17 protein-coding genes are annotated in these 21,564 nt (G+C 42.6%); 11 read left to right on the top strand and 6 right to left on the bottom strand.

Features of this window, described 5'->3' with window-relative positions:
* The first annotated feature begins 20 nt into the window (after positions 1 to 20).
* On the top strand, positions 21 to 1,949 hold the full coding sequence (locus tag FGG15_RS10505; RefSeq protein ID WP_138836004.1) for a hypothetical protein: 1,929 nt from the start codon (positions 21 to 23) through the stop codon (positions 1,947 to 1,949).
* A 31-nt stretch (positions 1,950 to 1,980) separates the two neighbouring features.
* On the opposite strand, the gene FGG15_RS10500 is transcribed toward FGG15_RS10505, so the two are convergent.
* The 3 genes from FGG15_RS10500 to FGG15_RS10490 are packed head-to-tail and all read right to left on the bottom strand — an operon-like array spanning position 1,981 to position 5,644.
* Positions 1,981 to 3,111, bottom strand: coding sequence for a hypothetical protein (locus FGG15_RS10500; protein ID WP_138836002.1), 1,131 nt, complete (start codon positions 3,109 to 3,111; stop codon positions 1,981 to 1,983).
* Positions 3,112 to 3,125: 14 nt separating this feature from the next.
* Complete coding sequence (locus FGG15_RS10495; protein WP_138836000.1) at positions 3,126 to 4,088, bottom strand: sugar-transfer associated ATP-grasp domain-containing protein; 963 nt, start codon at positions 4,086 to 4,088, stop codon at positions 3,126 to 3,128.
* A 2-nt stretch (positions 4,089 to 4,090) separates the two neighbouring features.
* The gene (locus tag FGG15_RS10490) at positions 4,091 to 5,644 is read right to left on the bottom strand and encodes a 7TM domain-containing protein (protein WP_161991956.1); all 1,554 of its coding nucleotides are present in this window, start codon (positions 5,642 to 5,644) and stop codon (positions 4,091 to 4,093) included.
* A 98-nt stretch (positions 5,645 to 5,742) separates the two neighbouring features.
* Between FGG15_RS10490 and FGG15_RS10485 the strand changes: the two genes are divergently transcribed.
* Genes FGG15_RS10485 through FGG15_RS10475 form a run of 3 tightly spaced genes read left to right on the top strand, consistent with a single transcriptional unit; the run spans position 5,743 to position 9,821 of the window.
* A complete protein-coding gene (locus tag FGG15_RS10485) occupies positions 5,743 to 6,258 on the top strand; it encodes an RNA polymerase sigma factor (RefSeq protein WP_138835996.1) in 516 nt (171 codons plus the stop codon).
* Between the two features lie 51 nt (positions 6,259 to 6,309).
* Complete coding sequence (locus tag FGG15_RS10480; RefSeq protein WP_138835994.1) at positions 6,310 to 7,227, top strand: FecR family protein; 918 nt, start codon at positions 6,310 to 6,312, stop codon at positions 7,225 to 7,227.
* An 8-nt stretch (positions 7,228 to 7,235) separates the two neighbouring features.
* Positions 7,236 to 9,821 (top strand): TonB-dependent receptor, encoded by a 2,586-nt coding sequence (locus FGG15_RS10475; protein ID WP_138835992.1) that lies wholly within the window; start codon positions 7,236 to 7,238, stop codon positions 9,819 to 9,821.
* 8 nt (positions 9,822 to 9,829) lie between these two features.
* On the opposite strand, the gene FGG15_RS10470 is transcribed toward FGG15_RS10475, so the two are convergent.
* From FGG15_RS10470 to FGG15_RS10460, 3 genes are all read right to left on the bottom strand, one after another.
* Entirely contained in the window at positions 9,830 to 11,050 is a 1,221-nt protein-coding gene (locus tag FGG15_RS10470; RefSeq protein ID WP_138835990.1) for an ROK family transcriptional regulator, read from the bottom strand.
* A 243-nt stretch (positions 11,051 to 11,293) separates the two neighbouring features.
* A complete protein-coding gene (locus tag FGG15_RS10465; RefSeq protein WP_202619549.1) occupies positions 11,294 to 11,716 on the bottom strand; it encodes an L-rhamnose mutarotase in 423 nt (140 codons plus the stop codon).
* Positions 11,717 to 11,749: 33 nt separating this feature from the next.
* Entirely contained in the window at positions 11,750 to 12,637 is an 888-nt protein-coding gene (locus FGG15_RS10460) for a carbohydrate kinase family protein (protein ID WP_138835988.1), read from the bottom strand.
* A 411-nt stretch (positions 12,638 to 13,048) separates the two neighbouring features.
* Here FGG15_RS10460 and FGG15_RS10455 point away from each other — a divergent pair, with 411 nt between their 5' ends.
* The 7 genes from FGG15_RS10455 (at position 13,049) to FGG15_RS10425 (ending at position 21,551) form a co-directional block, all read left to right on the top strand.
* Positions 13,049 to 14,668: a sodium:solute symporter gene (locus FGG15_RS10455; protein ID WP_138835986.1), complete on the top strand. Its 1,620-nt coding sequence runs from the start codon at positions 13,049 to 13,051 to the stop codon at positions 14,666 to 14,668.
* Between the two features lie 63 nt (positions 14,669 to 14,731).
* Positions 14,732 to 15,751: a zinc-dependent alcohol dehydrogenase gene (locus FGG15_RS10450; protein ID WP_138835984.1), complete on the top strand. Its 1,020-nt coding sequence runs from the start codon at positions 14,732 to 14,734 to the stop codon at positions 15,749 to 15,751.
* A gap of 35 nt (positions 15,752 to 15,786) precedes the next feature.
* On the top strand, positions 15,787 to 16,947 hold the full coding sequence (locus FGG15_RS10445) for an iron-containing alcohol dehydrogenase (protein WP_202619548.1): 1,161 nt from the start codon (positions 15,787 to 15,789) through the stop codon (positions 16,945 to 16,947).
* Between the two features lie 123 nt (positions 16,948 to 17,070).
* On the top strand, positions 17,071 to 18,315 hold the full coding sequence (locus FGG15_RS10440; protein ID WP_138835982.1) for an ROK family transcriptional regulator: 1,245 nt from the start codon (positions 17,071 to 17,073) through the stop codon (positions 18,313 to 18,315).
* Positions 18,316 to 18,325: 10 nt separating this feature from the next.
* Complete coding sequence (locus FGG15_RS10435; RefSeq protein WP_138835980.1) at positions 18,326 to 19,834, top strand: sulfatase family protein; 1,509 nt, start codon at positions 18,326 to 18,328, stop codon at positions 19,832 to 19,834.
* Positions 19,835 to 19,849: 15 nt separating this feature from the next.
* On the top strand, positions 19,850 to 20,572 hold the full coding sequence (locus FGG15_RS10430; protein ID WP_138835977.1) for a GDSL-type esterase/lipase family protein: 723 nt from the start codon (positions 19,850 to 19,852) through the stop codon (positions 20,570 to 20,572).
* A gap of 49 nt (positions 20,573 to 20,621) precedes the next feature.
* Positions 20,622 to 21,551, top strand: a complete 930-nt coding sequence (locus tag FGG15_RS10425) for a sugar phosphate isomerase/epimerase family protein (RefSeq protein WP_138835974.1) — start codon at positions 20,622 to 20,624, stop codon at positions 21,549 to 21,551.
* The last annotated feature ends 13 nt before the right edge of the window (positions 21,552 to 21,564 follow it).

Genomic DNA, 21,564 nt, shown 5'->3' with positions numbered 1-21,564 from the left:
AAACGAAAACTATTTGAAAAATGAAAAATTCAATCAAAAAAGAAATCTTGGAAATTAACCGTATCCTCTCCGCACTTGTATTGGGGATATTTTGTGTTGTGGGAACTTTGGCCCAGGAGGGCAAGCTCTACAAACTACCTTCAGGTCCAGATGGACCGGGGGCGTTTGGAGCCTATTATGCGAAACTGGAGTACGACCCCATTTGGGACAAGGATTGGCGTATTGGGAATCATCCAGATGTGGTGGTGCAATTTGAAGATGGGGGACATAAGTTTGTATTCTGGAGAGGTACCAGTTACATTCCGGCATGGGTGTCGGAAAATGGCGTTTGGTATACCAACGAATTTGTGGAGCGAAGGGATGTACACAGCTCAAACACCACTAGCATTGTGGAGCCCATGAGCGATAAACAATGTCGCTATTCCCAAGTTAGAATTATTGAAAGTAATGATGCACGCGTAGTGGTCCATTGGCGATACGCCCCGGTTGATGTGAGTTATGAGCATCCATTTATAGACCAAGAAACAGGTTGGTTTGATTGGGTGGACGAATACTATACCATTTATCCCAATGCTAAAGGTGTGCGCAAAATCACTGCGCATAGCAGTGGATTGCACAAATGGATGGAATTTCAAGAAGCGATTGTAATCAACCAACCAGGCACGTTGCCTCACGAAAATATTCAAAACGGGGCCATTTCCATTGCAAATATGGAGGGGGAACATATCACCTATGTTTGGGATGAAAATGGAGCCCCGCTTTTCGACAAAAACCCATCCAAGGCCAATATTTTTAAGGTAAACCTTAAAAGCGAGTGGCATCCTTTTGCCTTGGTGTCACCACCAAAGGAGTTTGATAATTTAATAACCCCGTACCGCGGAACTGGAAAGAACTCCTTTTTCAACTGGTGGGACCATTGGCCTGTTTCCCAAGATGCCAGCGATGGTAGGGGGGCGGAAAGTGCGGAAAAACCCTCACATTCTTCCTTGGGCCATATCGCATTGGCCATAGATCCACCTGTGGACAGTTGGGGAAGCTATGGTTATAAAACCATGATCCAAAACCAAGCCCTTCAATGGACGGCAACTGAGTGGGGAGCTATAGACCTGATGTTCGATAAGCCGGAAGACTTAAGGAATGGGATTCGCTTTTCATTCGACTATGCCAATCTATGGACTTCGGATGTCAAGTTGATCATGTATGACCGTTCCTCAGAAATCACCGAGGATATTGATCTTGCCAAATTGGGGACGGGATTTACCTTGAACGATAAAAACTTCAACACCTACACCGCAGATATACAATTAGAGGACTTTAAAGACGAGGCCGATTTAAGCAGAATGTATGAAATTTATCTGGAGATTCAAGGTTCGGAAACACCTAGAACCTTTGCATTGGATAATCTAAAATTGGCTTCTAAGAAGAACGAGTTTGTGTATTCCTTGGATTTTAATGAACCTGATGGCACCATGATCGAAACCTTAAACCTGCCGGATAAGGCCCAATGGGAGCCTTATGCGAAATCCGAAGAGAAGGTGACCAAGTTGATGCTGCATGGAATGACCAAAGGTGAAGTGCAAGCTTTGGTTCCATTTGCCAAAAGTTGGGACAAACCCGCTAAATTGAACGTCATGGGAACTGGATATACAAACAATGGATATGATCCTACCCAAATGGCATATCAATTACAAAATGGGCAGAATGCATTTAGCACATTGACCTTTACCATAGAGGGAAAGATTGACTCCCCCATCATCGACCCCGCCATTGTTGTTGGGAATTGGAAAGGTGGGGAAGACCTGAGATTATCCATGAACGGCAATCGACTCCAAAAAGGGAAAGACTACCAAGTTGGAATCAGCAAGACCCTACATGGAAACGACCTTATACTTTGGTTGGATATGGAATCTGACCAATCCATCGAAATACAGGTGGAAAAGTCCAACTAGCTAGAGAGGGAACTATGGATGCACTAAATTTTCATAGTTCCCATTTTATTCCGATCCCGGCATATTGATTTCGGTACCCCCTAAAAGATCGGGCTGCCAAATCTGAATAATTCGTGGTTCTCAACCTACTGTATAGATTGCCCGTAAGGGAAAAACTACTATGACTTAGTTGGTGCTCAAAACGTAGAGAAAAATCCGTGTAATTGTATGTAATGTTCTCTTCCAATAGGCCTTCATTGTCTCGTGCCAGTATATCGGTATAATTCCGTTTCAGGTATTCAATTTGAGATCGTATTCTGGTTCTTTTGGTTTTTACATAGAGACCCAAAGAGGGGCCATATTGCCGAAATCCAGAACGATTGGCCAATGGGTCCATACGTTGGTAATAGGTGACACTGGGTTTTAATCGTATGGATTTGCTGATAGGATACTCGTAATACGCAGTGGCTCTGATATAGCGCCAATCCCGATTACCTTCACTGGATATTTCAGATGCATTGAAGGTGTTGTACAACCGCACTTTGTAATAAGCAAGAAACCCAAGGGTGTGTTCTAAATCCTGTTTCTCAAATTCCTTTTCCAATTTAAGCTGACTACCAAATTCGTGGTATTCCAAATCTCGGGTCCCAAAGGCATCAAAATTCTTGAAATTATGGAAAAGCCCAATTCGACTGATTACATTCTTGGCGTTGGTACGTTCCAATTCCAGTTCAGAACCTAAGAGGGTATACCCTAATGGATTCACCAATACATCTTGGGCTCCATCCAACCCTTCACGGTTCATTCTTTTGAAGTTCAAGCCTGCAAAGAATCGTGTTTTTCTATTGAACTTATGATCATATTTGATTTTGGAATCGATACTCCAATAACTGTCGTCCATGTTCTCTTGAAAAATTCTGGCATAGGGGAGGGCATAGAACCGTAGGCGATCAGCCCCCCATTTATAGCGAAAACCGTAGTCAGCGCTAATGTCTTGATAGAAACTGCTGGAAATCAAATCTTCTTCGGTTAAAATGCCATCATCAGTGCTGATCATGGTAGGACTTTTAAAATAGTTGTACTCATAACCACCCAATGTGGCAATTTCCAATTGATGTCTTTCCTGTCCAACAAGGACAAAGGAAACCAAGCTTATACAAATGCTGATATATATTTTTTTCATGACTGGATTATGTTTTAGCCTACTAGTTGTTCGCCAATAGGTTTAAGAATTGGTGATTCTTTGTATTGAGATAATTTTCGGATGGGGACATACTTGCTTTGTTGTTCTTCAGCAAGCGCAATGGCCTTACGCAACCCCATTTTGTTGACCAACTGAATGCCCAAGCCTGGTCTTACGTTTACTTCCATTACTTGTGGCCCCTTTGTTTTGTCAATGACCAAGTCGATGCCCAAGTAATCCAGCGGAAATGCTTTGGCCGTCGCTTTTGATATTTCGATAAGCTCATTCCAGTAAGGAATGGGCTTCCCGGTAATGGGTTGTGGGTTGTCAGGATGATGGTCCAAATAACGCCTCCCGTCAAAGACCTGGGTCAAGGTCCCTTTGTTGATGTCAATCCCGATACCTACGCCCTTCTGGTGCAGGTTTGCCTTTCCATCAGATTTTGAAGTGGGCATTCGGAGCATAGCCAAAACAGGTTTATGTTTAAGGGTAATGATCCTAAAATCAGGAACCCCGGTGCCGTATATTTCACCAAAAAATGGATGGGGAACAATGCATTCCTCAATAAGGCAACTGTCCGTGGAGCCCATAGAATATACCCCAGAGATAATGCTCATGATATGCTGAACCACTTGTTGGTCACTGATCATCTTGCTACCACTTATCCAGGTGTCGTGCAGCTCTTTTCGCAATATTTTGATACCGTTTCCCCCACAACCATTGGCAGGTTTAATGGCCAGGGAATCATACTGCTTGCATGAATTCCAGGTTCGCTTTATCTCACTTACACGGTTGATGACCGCGTACGTTTCCGCACAGGCTATATGGTTTTTATGTAAGATTTCCTTGGATTTAACCTTGTCGTCCGCAAGTGCATAGTGCTTTCGTGGATTGTTCGGATAAATAAGGTTTAAATTCCTGTCGTTGAGTCCCACAACTTCTGAATTGGGACCTATATTGAAAAATCTGCCTAACATATTCAAACTGATTTTGGGGTTAGTAAAGGATTAAAGCGAAGAACTTCGGTCCAACGTAATCCTATATATTTTCCAAGGACAATGGATAACATGATAACCCAGATCAAAATTTCTGGAAAAAGGATCAGTACAGTGGGAAGCCATTCATTAGCTATCACGTAATAACAGATGGACACCGCCATCAAGGTTTGTAGCAAGGTGCCGGAAGCTTTTTGAAAACCATCTTCTTGGATCAAAGTGGTAAAGCGTTCCGCCGAAATAGTAAGAATAATGGTTGGGAAAATCGTAAGCGATGTTAGCCATACAATCTCGGTTTTGATACCTAAATAGGAGCCTACGGCCATGACCATGACCATCAAAGTGAGAGAAATGACCATTTTGGGAGTTTGCAACAACCCCATCTTATTGAACGGGTGTGCTGCCAACCCAACGAACATGATCAATCCCAAAAAAATTAAGATTCCTTGGGCAAACCCAGTTTCCAAAAGCGCCATGGCAATGAGTACCGGTAAAAACACACCAAAAGTCTTCAGGCCCACAACATTTCTTAGAAAGGCCACCAGTAATCCGCCAATGGGAAGTAATAAAAGCAGATTGAGACCCTTTTTTGGCAAGACTTTTTGTTCTACAAGTCCCCAAAGCGAAAAAGGAGAGATGCTACTGAATTGTTCTGAGTTCATGCTGAGAAAGGGAATTTTGTCCAGTTCCTTAATCTCGTAGGTATAGTCCAATTGCACACCTGCCGTATGAACCAAAAGGAATTCGTCACCAGCATACAATTCCAGAAAGTTGGATGGAAGGTAGGCAAAGTGCCCATTGAGGGCATCAAAGGGAACCCATTGGTCATTGACCAATATTTCTACCCATGCATGCGAGGTTCTTTTTCGGGTATGTTCCAACAAGATTCCGCCCTTAATTCGGGCAGGATATCCTAGATTTCGTGCCAGCGCTACCAACAATCTACTTTTGCCATTGCAGGAGGCCCTGTTTTGTTCCAAAGTGGTAAGTGCATCCGTGAAACTAATGATGGGAGCAGAAGGAATGGAATGAACAAAGTTGAACAGACGCTGTATGGATTCCAGATCACCTTTGGTGCCCAAGACCAACTCCCTTGCCTTTTGGGAAATTTTCGGATGAAAAGCCTGGATGTGTTCAGTTTCATTCAGATAGGGGTGCGTTGCCTCCAAGGTACTTTTGAAGTTTTGGGGAATATGGAACTGTTTTGCCTTGCCCTCGTACATGAACTGATAGTCCACATTTTGGAATAAATTGGGCTTGTTGGCGGTCCAAACGCCCATCAGGTTTCCGTCTTGGGCAACCCGTTCAAATTGAATGCCCTTTTTTGCTCCTGTTTCTTCGGCACTGATTCGTTGTCTACTATTATTTTTTGGCAAATAGGTTTTAATAGTGGTGTTGCCATTATTGTTCTTAAAATAATAGCGGTAGGTTACCAAGTACATTTCCTCAGCATAAAAATCGTCCAGATTTTTAGAAACCGGAATCACCTTATATAAAAGTGACAATCCGGTGAGGAAACTAATGACCAGTAATGCCATCTTTAAGTTTTGGGGTGTGTGCATAATACTATATCTTTACTTTTTTACTAAAACCGGTCAATCGAACTTTACCCAACCCCAGGGAAATTTTTCTCTTCATGAACACCCCTGAACAGTCTGTTTGCGACGAAAAAGTTTATAACACTATATTCGAAAGATATTCAGAGTCCCTTCGCAACTATATGTATTATCAATGCAAGGATTTGGATCAGGCTGAGGATTTGACCCAAGAAGCCTTTATCAAATTATGGCAGCATTGTGCCAAAGTGCTGTTCGAAAAAGCAAAAGCTTTTCTGTTCACTGTGGCCAAGAACAAATTTTACAACCAAGTGGCACATAAAAAGGTGGTGCTGGACTATGCGAATTCCAAACCCCACAAGACGGCCGATCATGAATCCCCAGAATTTCTTTTGGAAGAGGATGAATTCATGAAAAAGCTGCAGTCTGCCATAGATGCATTGCCAGATGGACAACGTGAAGTATTCCTTCTGAACCGTATCGATAAAAAAACTTATAAGGAAATGGCTCAAATGCTGGGTGTTTCAGAAACAGCAATTGAAAAAAGAATGCAAAAGGCCCTGTTAAAATTGAGAGCCATAATTAAAGAAATATAACGGGGTTGGGTAAATGGCGTTTGAACGGTTCCATAGATGAGAACGTAAATCATGGCGGATAAACAAACCATATGGGCAAAATGGATGGCCGGTGAACTATCACCGGAGGAGCTATCAACTTTGGAGCAACATCCGGAGTTTGAGGAGCACCGTCGTATCATTCAAGGAATGCAAAGATTCCAGAAACCTGCATTTGATAAGGAGGCCCTTAGGGCAAAAATAATTCAACACAGGGGTGCCAAGGTCCATTCCAAGCCAAAATCACCCAAAGTGGTATCGCTAAAATGGTGGGGTTATGTAGGAGCTGCAGCAGCGGCATTTGCATTGCTCTTTGGGTTGTTATTTAATGAGGTGCAATATAGCACGGCACCTGGCGAAACACTTGTAGTGGAACTACCGGACGGGTCCCAGGTACAATTGAACTCGAACAGTAGTCTGAGCAGAAAAGGATTTTTATGGAATTCCTCTAAAGAAGTTGCCCTTGAGGGGGAAGCTTACTTTAAAATTCAAAAAGGAGACGGATTCATGGTCCAGGCCAATTCCGGGATAGTGGGAGTACTTGGAACAGAGTTTAATATAAAGGATAGGGGAGCCGCGATGGAAGTAGCTTGTTTTGAAGGAAAGGTGAGGTTTAATTCGAGGGACGGTCGGCACGAATCGTATTTGACTAAAGGAATGCTGGTTAGATTAGAAGGAGACCAATTTAAAGAAGGAACTTTTAGCAAGGATAGTCCGGACTGGATGCAGGGAAGAAGTGTATTCAACACTATTCCGCTAGGCGAGGTATTGGTAGAGTTGGAAGCCCAATTTGGAATAAGATTTGAAGTCAATAATGCAGATATTTCGCAAAAATTCACTGGGAGTTTTGCTCACCAAAATGTTGATATTGCTTTGCAAACGGTATTGGTTCCCATGGGCATCCCATATCAACTTGATCCAGATAAAAAAGTGGTAATTTTAGGACAATAAGGTCCCATATGCGCAACCTTCCCTTTATTTTATTTCTTTTTTTTAGCAGCTGCTATTGGGGTGTTGCCCAGGACAAAATCTCAGCGGATTATTCAGCTGTGCCGCTCAAGGAAATCATCAAGGATTTAGAAAGCAAAAGTGCCCTTTATTTTTCCTATTCTGAAGATGTGATTGCAGATAAAACGGTTTCAATTCGCTTTGAACATCTAGAGACGGACCAAATCTTGGAATTACTGACAACGGAAACAGGTCTTGTATTTGAAAGGGTATCAGATACGGATATCATCATAACCTTGCCAACGCTGTCCATGGATATTTGTGCATATATCCACGAACGCCCTACTGGGAAACCTTTGGAAGGAGTGACTGTGACCATAAGCGGCAGTGCGCGAGGAAGTATTAGTGATAACAATGGTTATTTTGAGTTTAAAGCAGTTCCCATAGGTTCTGAAATTAGGTTGGCTCATTTGGGGTATAGGGATTTGGTTATTGTGGTTGGGGATGTTTCCCTATCGGATTGCCCCATTTTGTTTTTGGAGCCTGGATTGGAGACCTTGAATGAGGTCGTGGTAACCAGCTATTTGACCAAGGGGGTGGACAAAAACAGTGATGGGTCATTCAGTTTGACCAACAATCGTTTGGGGGTATTGGCTGGATTGGTTGAGCCAGATGTTTTCCAAAATATCCAAAACCTGCCCGGTATCACCAGCTTGGATGAATCAGCGGCGGGAATCCAGATTAGAGGTGGATCCCCTGACCAGAATTTGGTAATTGTGGACAATATTAAAATGTACAATACGGGCCATTTTTTTGATTTGATCTCTGCTATAAACCCCTATCTCATTGAAGGTGCTAGAATATACAAAGGAGGGGCAAGCCCAAAGTATGGCGATCGGGTCTCGGGAGTGATCGATATATTTTCTGATAGGGCGGTGCCACAAAAAACTACTGGGGGTCTGGGCATTAACGGAACCCATGGGGATGCATTTCTAAAAACACCATTGGGCAAACATGTAGGGTTGTTGATTTCCGGTAGGCATTCGTATTCCAATATATTCCAAACCCCAACCTTTAACGTGCTTTCCAATAAAGTTTTTCAGAATGAAACTTTGGTGACTGATGCGGCCGGCGGGATCTTTGAGCAATCAGAGGACAGAGCTATAAAGGATGATTTTTTCTTCTATGATAGTCATGCTAAACTTCTTTTTCAACCAGGGAAACAGGATACGATTTCGGTAAGTGGAATTATCACCAAAAATGACCTTGATTTTGTAGTTCAATCGGATGAGGATTTGGTATCGGACAGGTTGATCATTGAAAATCAAGGGGTCGGGTTTTCTTGGGAAGGTACTAGAACGAAATGGTTCAACCACTCCCTATCTGCCTATTATTCCTCTTTGGATAGCAGTTATAAAAATGAAATCTCTGAAGAAGCGGTTTTGGAAGAAGAAAGTTTTAGGTCTAACACCGTGGAAGACTACGGACTTGGATTGGATCTGGCCTTCGGACTTAGCGGACATCATTGGCTACATAGCGGATTTCAATGGTCCAATACCAACGCTTCCTTTCAGTTTACACGAACAGAAAGCAACGATGAGAATGAAATTCCCGAAAATAGCGCAACTGAACGCAACGGTGAGTTTTCTGCCCATGCAGCTTATTTGGAATATCAATATAAACCGGATTCCAAAGCAGTTTTTAATGCTGGAATTCGTGTTTCCAAATATTCAATTTTGGATGGTATTTTTTGGGAGCCACGGTTAAATTTGGAACTGCCCATATTTGATCAGAACCTGAGATTTAAGATCACATTTGAAAATCGGTATCAACCCATAAGTCAGCTCATTGAGTTTGAGGACAGTCAAACCCGTTTGGAAAATAAAGTATGGACCGTTTCCAACGGGGAGGATTTTCCATTGCTCAAAAGCACACAGTTCTCTGCAGGATTGCTGTTGAGCAAAGGGGGTTGGACTTTTGAACTGGATGGTTATCGCAAGCAGCTCGACGGCTTGACCTCCTTCACCAATGGTTTTACCAATTTGGTTGAAGATTATTCGGAAGGGGAAAGCACCATTATGGGAATTGATATGTTCCTCCAAAGAAAATTCAAGAATTACAGTCTGGTTTTGGGATATACTTTTAATGATGTGGAATATACATTTGAGGAGCTACAGGATGGCTCATTTCCAGGCAATAATGACGTGCCCTCCAATTTTAGCATATCAAACATTTTTGAAAAGGACAATTGGGAATTCGCTTTGGGATGGACCATAAGATCTGGCGCCCCTTATACCCCTTCCACCAGTCTGGATGATGAAAATGAGATTGGGTTTGGCGCTATCAATAGCCTTCGATTGCCCGGTTATCATAGACTGGATGCCTCTCTGCGTTACGGATTTAGTTTTTCATCATCTTCCAAAACCAAAGGAGCCATTGGCTTATCTGTATTGAATATATATGATAGGCGAGTACCATTGTTTGTTTCATACCGTGTGGATGATGATCCGGTAACAGATGAACAGCAAGTTACATTGATAGAGCAATTGTCTCAAGGGTTGACACCCAACATATCACTGCGGATCAACTTCGAATAGCGATCTGTTTAAAGATCAAATTGGAAAATACGGTGCAGAATTATGGAAAGCGCACCGATTAAAGAGGCGTCCTCACCAAAAGAGGAGGGAAGAATATGTACCTCTCGCTCCAATTGTTGGAAACGGTTTTTAGCAATATGCTCCTTGATCTTGTCAAAAAAGATATCACCATTTTTAGTAAGTCCTCCTGTTAAAACTATGGCTTGGGGGTCAAACATCTTAATCAGCATGTCCAGGCCAATTCCCAAATGACCCATGGCAGTATCAAAGATCTCCGTAGCCAAGGAATCTTCTTCCTTGGCACAATCAACCACAATTTTGGCGGTAATATCTTCCTTTTTTCCATTGACTTTGGACAAGATGTTGCTTTTTGGATTGCTGGCTACTTTTGCCTTGGCAATTTCGGCGATTCCATACCCAGAAGACAAAGATTCCAAACTTCCCCTTAGTCCATCTTTGCCCACAAAATCACTTTCGCTATCCACAATGATATGGCCCAATTCTCCAGAAAAACCCTTGTTGCCATATAATGGTTTACCATCGATAATAACCCCAGAGCCAATACCGTAGCCGGCGTTGACAAAGATGAAATTGTCATATTTTTTTCCTATTCCATGAAGGAGTTCCCCAAAAGCAGTGACTCGCGAAACATTGTCGTAAAAAAGGGGGAGGTCCAAATGCTTGCTTAATTCGTTCTTTAGATCCACCTTCTTCCAATTGAATACCGGAGAATATTCAATAATGCTGCTGTTAAAATCGATAAGTCCGGCAACAGCGAGACCCATTCCCAAAATTTTCGAAACGTCCAGATTGGACCGTTTTTTAAGCTTATCGACCAATTGTGCAATTTGATCGCATATTTTTTCAACTCCTCCACTAAGATCGGTAGGAGTTTCCACCTCGATAATAATATTCCCTTTAAGGTTTGATATGGCACCACGAATGCTGGTAGAGCCAAGGTCAATACCGATTACATATTCCTGGCTACCATCAAATTTCAGCATTTTGGGAGGTCTTCCACCTGTGGAGTCCCCTTCACCAACGACTACCGCAAGACCACTTTCCACCAGGTCGTCAACTATTCGGGTAACCGTGGGGGCACTAAGCTTGGTGAGTTTTACAATTTCTGCCCTTGATACCAATTCAGTATCCCTGATTATTTTGAGGATCTCAATTTTGTTAAGCTTGTTGATATAAGAAGCATCCTTCCCCAGTGAAAGCCTGTTCATAAGTTATTCCGAATTTAACTTTCGCTAATATAAACAATCTAGATACTTTTTAACGGTATTTAAATAAAAATGAAAGCCCAAGAGAGTGTGAAGTCCTGCTTGGTCCTCCTGGATGAATTACACAAGTTTTGGAATGGAACTTAATTTAATCTTGTGATTTGGTCAAACTAGTGTGAAAAATGCCCAACCATTTCTGTTATTCCGCCTCCGATAAGGTGGTTTTTGTTCGGTTTAGTTCTACCGTTATTGATTGAAGTAAACCTGTTCCATGGTAGTCCAACTGGTGGCACCTTTCAAGGGAATTTGCATCGGGTCACAAACTTTTAACCATTCAATGGTTCTTTTTTCATCGGCCATTTTTTCCATGTCTCCCTCAAAATCTTCACCCACATATTCATAATAACCAAATTCGTAAAATTCCCCAGGCTCCAATTCATGCAGAAAGATGGAAAAGTTCCGAATTCCATATTTGGTCAGCAAATCCCTCACCCCAGGATTCGAATCTGCATGAAGGGCCTTGTATTCATTGATAAATTTGGGATTAAGCTTAATGACCATGCCTATCCTTTTTACCTCTGGTTTGGAATTGACTTTGGAAGTTGTACTGCAGGAAGACATAACTATTGCAATGATTAAAGGGAGAACTTTCGGGAAGTAATTTTTCATTTGAAATTTATTTTTTAGAAATAGAACTGTTGTTTATGTCGCCATAAGTTGATGGATGGCGTTTGGTTTTAAAATTGGGTTGGACCCTGCACTTTGTGCGACCAATGCTCCTATGGCGCAAGCAAAATCCAATGCCTCTTGTGGACTATTGAGAGTAATCAATTTGGTGATCAAACCCGCTAGAAAGGAATCACCGGCGCCCACTGTGTCTACCACAGCCACAGGATATCCAGGGTTATAATAAAATGCATTTTCATGATATAAAACCGCGCCCTTGGATCCTTTGGTAACACACATGCTTTGGGTATTGGTTTGTTTGCAAATTTCAATAATGGTGTCCTCGGTGGAGCTTGTTTGTAGATTATATGTTACGGAAACAATTTCAAATTCCTCTTCACTCATTTTAATGAAATTTGCCTTTTCCATAAAGTTGTGCAAAGTGCCATTATGATAATGTGGAGATCTTAAATTTAGGTCCAGTACCCGGTATTTGGCATAGGAGAGCAAAGCCATTAATGTACTTCTCGAGGTCAAGTCCCTGGCGGCAAGCGTTCCATAAATGAAAACATCGGCTTTTGAGGTTGCTCGTATGGCATTTTCGTCCAAGGCAATATTGTCCCATGCAACGGGATATCGAATCTCATAGGTGGCATTTTGACGCTCGTCCAAAGTAACTATGGCCTCCCCGGTAGGGTAATTGTTGGTGATTTGAAAGTGTTTAGTGGAAAGCCCTAGGTCTTGAAGAAACTTTAAAGCTCTTGATCCATCCTGATCGTTCCCCACAGCGCTTATAAAATCGATGTCACATCCCAAGGACTGCATACGCAGTCCTACATTTAAGGGGGCACCCCCTATTTTGGTTGCGTTCGGAAATTTGTCAAACAGGACCTCACCAAAACAAATAGCTTTTATTTTTTCCATAGGTTTAGATAGCATTGACAAGCTGGCGACTGGTTGGTCTCCGGAGTTTAAATTTAAGTATGGGTTGTACGAATTTTTATCCGTTTGATCAAAGGGATGAGGTGCAATAACACCTTCATTTCCCATTATTTTTCCAAAAACATTGTAAAGGTATGTAAAAAAGTTATATTTGTAAGGTTGATTTTTTGAAAATCGTTAAGTTTTCTAAATTAAAAGTTCTGTAAAGTCTTGTTTTCAGGGTCTTAGGATATTAAATAATAATACTTTTGATAATTTAGAAAGAATATAATTTTAACTATATTTATTCGCAAGAATGAGCTTATGCTGTTTTCTTGGTTGTTAATTGAGAATGTTTAACCAATTATCTGGATCTTACTTGTGAATTAAGAAATACTAAACCAAATAAAATACATGGAAATTTCTTTTTTGGATTCGGCAATAATCGTAGCCTATTTAGTTGGAATCGTTTTGGTGGGGCTTTTCGCGACCCGAAAAATGAAAATGACGGGGGAAGGCTACTTTTTGGCAGGCCGGGGTCTGGGTTGGGCAACCATTGGAGCGGCATTGTTTGCATCCAATATTTCAACCATTCACTTAACAGGTCTGGCAGCAGACGGTTTTGATATCGGGCTGGTTGCCGGGAATTATGAATGGATGGCCGCATTTACATTGATTCTACTAGGATTGGTTTTTGCCCCCTTTTATTTTAAGACCAAGATTTCCACATTGCCGGAATTTCTAGAGAGACGTTTCGATTCCAGATCAAGGACCTTGTTGGCTTTTATGGCCATTATTGGGGCCTTGTTTATTCATATAGGTATGAGCTTGTATGCCGGGGCAAGCGTTTTTGAAAAGTTTTATGGGGTAAACATGTATGTTTCTATCATAGTCATTTCGGCCATAACGGCAATTTATACCGTGGCAGGTGGACTGAAGGCGGTAGTGGTGACGGAAAATATTCAAACGATTATTTTGTTGCTGGGATCCATAATATTGACAGTTTTAGCAATTTATGCGGTTGGTGATACCGGCATTTCCAATTTTGAGGAGCTTAAAGCGGCAATGAAGCCCGGACAATTGGAGATGTTGCATGCTCCTGACTCTGAAATTGCACGGACCAAGGGATATTCATGGTATGCATTTTTCTTGGGATATCCTGTCTTGGGGATTTGGTATTGGTGCACTGATCAGACCATAGTGCAAAGAGTCTTGGGGGCCAAAACCCAGAACGATGCACAGTACGGCCCCTTGTTCGCCGGTCTCCTCAAGATACTTCCAGCTTTTATTCTGGTATTGCCAGGGGCACTAGCCTATGTGTTGTTCAAAGACCATATTTCAGCTCCGATCGAAACGCTTCCGGTATTAATTGACCGTTTGCTGCCGGTAGGGCTTAAAGGGGTTTTTGCGGCAGCACTACTGGCAGCTTTGATGAGCACCATTGCTGCGGCACTTAATAGTTGTTCTTCCCTGGTGGCTTTGGATATCGTTAAACGGATCAATCCCGAAGTATCGGATAAAAAGCAAGTGCGGATTGGTAGGATTACCGCTGTGGTGGTCATGCTTGTTGCTATTTTATGGTCCACCCAAGGGGGTAAGTTCGGAAGCATATTTCAAGCGATAAATGATATGGCAGGAGCCTTGGCTCCGCCGATTTCAGCTGTATTTCTTTTAGGGGCCTTTTATCGAAGAGGAAGTAAGGATGCTGCATTTTATACGCTGTTGATCGGTTTTGTTTTAGGGGTGGTTCTATTCTTATTGGATTTCGCCCCGGTAAGCGGTTATAGATATATCACAGACGGTTTGGGAATAGCATTCTTGATGCGCACGTGGTGGATGTTTTGTCTTTGCTGCATTTTGTTTGTGGCGCTAAGTTTGGTCACACCTAAACCAGATGACGCCCAAATAGCGGAAACGACATTCAGGAATCCACGGGAGGTTATCAGTGGAAAAGTGGAAAGTTGGAAAGATGTTAGGGTTCTTGCTGGTCTGCTATTATTGGTCATAATTATACTGTACTCCATTTTTGAATAGGATAGAACATTAGGTGTTGAAATAAGAATATAAAAGTAACTTACTAACTATAAAAAAGAAATAATGAGACAAGCGGTGATGCCAAAACCTGGCACGATAGATATACATGAAGTTGAGAAGCCTATGTTGTCCGATGATTCGGAAGTTTTGATTGAAGTGAAGAAAATTGGGGTATGTGGAAGTGATATTCACGTGTATCATGGAAAGCATCCATTTACGCCCTACCCTGTGATCCAAGGACATGAATATAGTGGGAAGGTGGTTCAAGTTGGGGCCAAGGTCAACAAGGTCAAAATAGGTGATAAGGTAACTGCAAGACCTCAATTGATCTGCGGTGTTTGTGGCCCGTGTTTAAGGGGAGATTATAATATCTGTGATGTGCTTAAAGTGGAAGGTTTTCAAACCCCAGGGGTTGCCCAAGACTTTTTTATCCTTCCAGAAGACCGTTTGATCAAGCTGGCCGATGGAATGTCGTTTGAAATGGGAGCATTGGTAGAACCTACCGCTGTTGCAGCTCATTGTACCCTAAAAGCCAGGAATTTAAAAGGAAAAAATGTGGTCGTGACCGGTGCTGGACCCATTGGAAATTTGGTGGCCCAGTTTGCACAGATCAGAGGTGCCAATGTCTTGATCACGGATTTAAGTGACTATAGGTTGGACAAGGCCAAGGATTGCGGAATTGAACACGTCAGCAATCCCAAAACGGAAAGCTTGGCTAAGGGCGTTGATCGCGCATTTGGTTCCGAAGGTTTTGATGTGGGATTTGAATGTGCAGGGGTGGAAATCGCCTTAGATCAACTTATCCAAAACATCAACAAAGGTGGTGATGTGGTGGCTGTTGCCGTGTATGGGGACAAACCCAGGGTGGATGTTTCCATATTGGGAGATAGGGAGCTATCACTCATAGGAACTTTGATGTACAAACATTCCGACTATGAAGAAGCGGTTAAATACATTGAAAGTGGTGAAATTAGTACCGCACCCTTGATTACGAAAAATTTCCCCTTCGAATCCTATTTGGACGCCTATAAATACATAGACAAACAAGGAGATGAGACGCTAAAGGTGATCATCGATTTATAACAATACGCAATAAACACATTCAAATCATTCAATTTATGATGAAATCATTTACATACCATCAACCTACGGAAATCATATTTGGTTCAGGAAAAGTGAACGAAGTTGGTGAGGTTGTCAAGAAATATGGAACAAGATGTCTAGTGGTTACTACCCCTGCGGTGGAGGCTACTTTGCCCATGTACAATAAGGTAAAACAGCTGCTAGAAGATGCCGGGATTTCGGTGGCTCATTATGATCAGGTCATTCCCAACCCAACTACGGAGGTTAGTGCCGAAGGGGCCAAAATGGCCATTGAACACAGGGCGGACGTGATTTTGGGACTTGGTGGAGGATCCAGCATGGATGCAGCCAAGGCCATTGCAGTTGAGGCCTCGCACGAAGGGAGTGCCTGGGATTATCTGTTCTATAAAAAGCCGCCCACAGAAAAAACACTGCCCATTGTGAGCATTAGCAGTACCTCTGGTACAGGCTCACAGGTAACGCAAGTTTCTGTGATCACCAATACGGAGGAAAGGGACAAAAGCGCTTTGTACCATCCTCTGATTTTCCCTGATGCTTGCATCGTGGATCCGGAGTTGATGACCACCTTGCCGAGATTTGTGACTGCAACTACTGGTTTTGATGTGTTCTGTCATGCATTTGAAAGTGCAATCCATCCCAACCGCGGGGCCTATGTGGACTTGCTGGCATGGGAAGCCATTGAGTATGTTGCTGAATTTTTACCAAAGGTGTTGGACGAGCCAAAAAATGTGGCGTATCGAGAAAAAATGGCTTGGGCAGATACCTTGGCAGGTTTATGTATTGCCAGTGCTGGGGTGACTTTGCCGCACGGAATGGGAATGGCCATTGGGGGAATGTATCCGCATGTGGCCCATGGTGAATCCTTGGCAATCGTTTATCCTGCCTGTACAAGGTTTACCGCTGATTCTGCTCCCGAGCAGTACGGACGGATGGCCCAACTTTTTGATTCCGATCTGAAAGGACTAAGTCTGGAAGAAGCTTCAAAACATGCCGAAAGTGCGGTGATCAAGTTTTTGAAAAAGATCGGTCTCTATAAAAAATTGAGCGATGTAAACATGCCGGAAGCTGAAATTGAAGCTTTGGCAGAACAATGTATGGTATTACCAGATTATGAATCCAATCCAAAAGTGGCTACTAAAGCCGAAATGATTGAGCTGGTAAAAGCCTCTTATTAAGTATTGTCGCACGTTCAAAACCCCATGAAATACAACCTCACTTGCTGTTAGTAACTGAATCGGAAAACGGGATTTTGACCAAGCTTTTGATTCAGGTTTCAAGAGTAAATAAAACTATAGCATATGAGTGATAAAAAATTACCGGTCGGTAATTCCATATATATCAATAGATTAAACAAAATCAGGATCCTACATCTCATCAGGAACGAAGGGAAAATAAGTAGGGCGGAAATTGTCAAACGAACTGGGCTAAGCGCACCGACCGTTACCAGGATTTCCGATGATTTGATCAATAAGGAAAAACTGGTTTCCATTATTGGAAAAGGAGAATCAAGTGGTGGAAGAAGGCCAAAGATCCTACAATTTAATTCCAAGGAGAACTATGTGGTGGGTATCGATTTGGGAACCACTTTTATACGAGGTGTCCTTTCCAATTTGGATGGTGAATTTATCATGGAACGGGAAATTCCTACCAAGATAGATAAAGGTTTTGATAAGGTCATGGAGCAGATTGGTGGGCTAATTGATAGTTTAACATCCCGTGAACTGGCTAAGGGAAAAGATGTATTGGGCGTGGGACTTGCCGTTGCTGGATTGGTCAATAAGAACTCAGGGATAGTGGAATATTCCCCAGTTTTTAAATGGAAAAATGTAAATGTTCGGGAATCGCTCAAACAGCTTACCAATTTACCAGTGTTCTATGATAATGTTTCGCGCTTAACAGCCCTAGGCGAGTTGTGGTATGGGATTGGCAAGGACTGCCAAAACTTTATTACCGTGAACTTGGGCTATGGAATTGGAGCCGGGATTATTGCCAAAGGAAAACCTTTTTCCGGTGTGGACGGTTATGCCGGGGAGTTGGGGCATATCATTGTGGACCAAAATATAGCGTCAGAAGGGCGGTCTGGGCTTTCGGGTACCCTGGAGGCCTTATCCTCGGGTTATGGCATAGCCCAAATGGCCAGCAAAAGACTAAGGGAGTCCAACGAACCTGGATTATTGGCAAAAATGGTAAAGTCCAATGCTGGGGAGGTAGACGCTAAAATGGTAACTAAAGCGGCCATGGCGGGTGACCCGATTGCTTTGGAAATATACGATAAGGCTGTATCCTATCTTGGAATTGGTGTTGACACCATGGTCAAACTGTTCAATCCGGAATGCATCGTTTTATCTGGGGGGCTTACCGGGGCCAAGGAGTTTTTAACGGACAAACTAAAGGTTGAACTGGAGAAACATGCGATGGGGAAATTAAATAGGGAAATCCAGATTTTGGAATCGACTTTTGGGGAGAATGCTGCTCTGATGGGTGCCTTCTCCCTTATCTTAAATAAGGTGCTCAATCTAAAGATTGGGAATAGTCAAGACTAAAAACAAGTAAATGAAATTAAGAATGAAATGCATGTTTCAAACCCTCTTGGTAATTGCGGTTTTTACACAAGTGCATTCGTGCAAAAAGAGCAATGACAAAAAGACTCAGGAAGAAGTAACGATCAATAAGGTCGCTAGCAAACCCAATGTGATCATCATCTATGCAGATGATTTGGGATACGGGGATGTAAGCAGTTACTATGCTGAATCAAAAATAAACACGCCCCATATAGACCAACTGGCATCTGAAGGCATGAAATTTACAGATGCCCACAGCCCGGCATCCTATTGTACACCATCCCGTTACAGCATTTTGACAGGGAATTATTGTTGGCGATCCACCAATACTGTGGAACTGCAAGAAGGGTATGGGGCACCGATTATTGCAAAAGACGAAAATACCTTGGGGAACTTATTTCAGGACAACGGGTATAAGACCGCAGCTATAGGGAAATGGCACGTGGGGATGGATTGGACATTTAAAGATCCAAACGCAGAGCCGGAGGAATCCAATGTAGATTTTGAAGCGCCCCTAATTTCGACTCCAATGGATCAAGGATTTGATTATTTTTTTGGCACATCAGGCTGCACCAGCGACGATTCACCATTCGCCTTTATTGATCGAAACAAGCTGCATGGCTTGCCTCTAAAAGAACTTAAAGACATCAACGTACCTGGTGATTTTAACTGGCAGACCAAGGAAACCCACTACAAAGATGTGCTGGCAGCACATGATTGGGAGCATGAAAAAGCAGATACAACATTCACCAATCGAGCAATTCAGTTTATGAAGCGCACGGTGGCGGAAGAAAAACCCTTCTTTGTGTATTTGCCACTTTCCTTACCCCACATTCCGTGGTCACCTGCTGAATTTGTTAAAGGAAAATCCAATGCAGGCCCAAGAGGGGATTTGGTTGTTCTAACCGACTATTGCGTTGGTCAGATTACCAAAACCATCGAGGACTTGGGGGTCGAGGACAACACCATTGTAATTTTTACTAGTGACAATGGCCCCAGGGAATCTTATGATGGACATAAATCCGCCGGAAACCTAAAAGGATATAAAGGTTGGATAGAAGAAGGAGGTCACCGCGTGCCATTTATCGTAAAGTGGCCGAACAAAATAAAATCCAATTCGGTAAGTAACGAATTGATAAGTCAAGTTGATTTATATGCCACCTTGGCTAGTGTGCTGGAATCGTCCTTGGGCGATGATGATGCGCCGGACAGTTTTGATTTTGCCCCAGTTTTATATGGTGAGCAATCGAATGGCCCTGTTCGGGATTCTTATATTCATTTGGGGTACGCTACCCGAAAAGGGGATTGGAAACTCGTTTTCGATTTGGAAGAATCTATAGAAGAGGCTACTGAAGAACATTTTAAGCCCACTGCCCTTTATAATCTTGCGGATGATTTGGCGGAAACCAATAACCTAATGAATCAGCATCCGGAAATTGTCCAAGCGCTATCCAAGCTGTTTTGGGATGTGAATAGAAAGGGAAGCTCTAGACCAAGATAAAAAACCAAAGGCCCTATGGAGAAGTTAGTTTACGTTTTGTCTGTGTTCTTTTTACTGAATTGTTCCACAGACAAGAAATTAAGTAGAGAAGAACCGGGGCCTACGGCAACAACGGTCAAAATCCTTTCCTTGGGCAACTCCATTACAGAAGGAGAATATTATAGATATCCACTTTGGAAGAAATTGGTGGATGCCGAATATCAACACGTTTTTATTGGGAATCGTGGTGATGCCGACCATGGATTACCGGGATATAAAGGGCAAGGATTTAATAACAAACACCAAGCGGTGAGCGGAATCACCGCTATTGATATTGCCAATAACCAGATTGATGCTTGGATGAACGACTTGGCGGTTGCGCCAGACGTGGTACTGGTGCATTTGGGCACCAATGATGCTGAGGTAATTTTTGAAGATGCCGCAACCTTGGAAAATGTGGAACAAAGTATGCGTACCATAATTCAAGCGCTTCGAAACAAGAATTCCAATGTAAAAATACTTTTGGCGCAAATCATTCCTTTGAATACCGAATTTCCAACACAAAATGATTTGGTGGCCCAAATTAATGGACGATGGTCCAATTTGGCCAACGAGCTGAATACAAACCAATCACCAATCGTATTGGTCGATTGCAATACCGGATTTTCAGCTGCGGACCTTGAAGATGCCTGGCACCCAAATGTGCAAGGAAGTGAGAAGATGGCCCAGCGTTTTGCCCATGCAATTCTGCAGAAATAATCGAACCGTACAATAGTATTAAACTGCAATTGGAAACAACATAATAATCATGGAAAGAAGAAGATTTATCCAGAATGCAACAATGGTGTCGGCCCTGGGCCTAATGGCTCCTTGGGATGCGATATCCCACAATTTAAAAGACAGCGCACTCCCAGTATATTGCCAAGAATTTACTTGGCTGACCTATTTTGATAGGGAAGGGAAGGAGTGGCACAAGGATTTGGCCAAATCGCTGGACAAGCTGGCGCCAAACACCTTGCATGGTATGGAAGTTCTTATGGAAATGCATCAGGGATTTCCGAAGACCTTTTCCCAAATTCAAAAAGCACAATTAAAACCGATTTCCATGTTTGCCAGTCCAACCTTGCATTTGGAAGACACGGCCGAACGCCATATTTCTAAATTGCTAAAAATTGGAAAACGGCTAAAGCAAATGGGAGTAAATGTTATTGTGGTGAATCCGGAAGCCAAGGAAGAGGGTCCTGTGGAACATAAAACGGATAACGAACTGATCATCCAAACCAAGGCTCTTGATGTTTTGGGGGCTGGATTTCGCAAAATGGGGATACGTATGTTATTCCACAATCATGAGATTGAAATGCAAAACGATGCCAAGGAATTTCTACATGCCTTAAATGGTACTCAACCTGAAAATATGGGACTTTGTGTAGATGCCGATTGGATTTATAAAGGCACAGGTTCGCTGCAGACGCTGTACGACCTTGTTGGGACCTATGTGGGCAGGATTGGTGAGCTTCACTTGAGACAAACTGTTGATGGGGTATGGGCAGAAACCTTCGGGCAGGGTGATATTGATTATGGTCATATTGCCGATTTACTACTTCAAAACGGACAACGGCCTGCACTGGTCTTGGAGCAGGCGGTGGATGATGAAACCCCGCATACCATGGCTCCTATGGAAGCTATGAAGATCAGTTTGTCCAACGTTCGGGAAGTATTCTCGGAATTTGGAAAATAGAGATGCACAACTT

Origin of the sequence: Flagellimonas algicola (assembly GCF_005937185.1) — a bacterium.
Classification (GTDB): Bacteria; Bacteroidota; Bacteroidia; order Flavobacteriales; family Flavobacteriaceae; genus Flagellimonas; species Flagellimonas algicola.
This window is presented reverse-complemented; position numbering and strand designations above follow the sequence as displayed.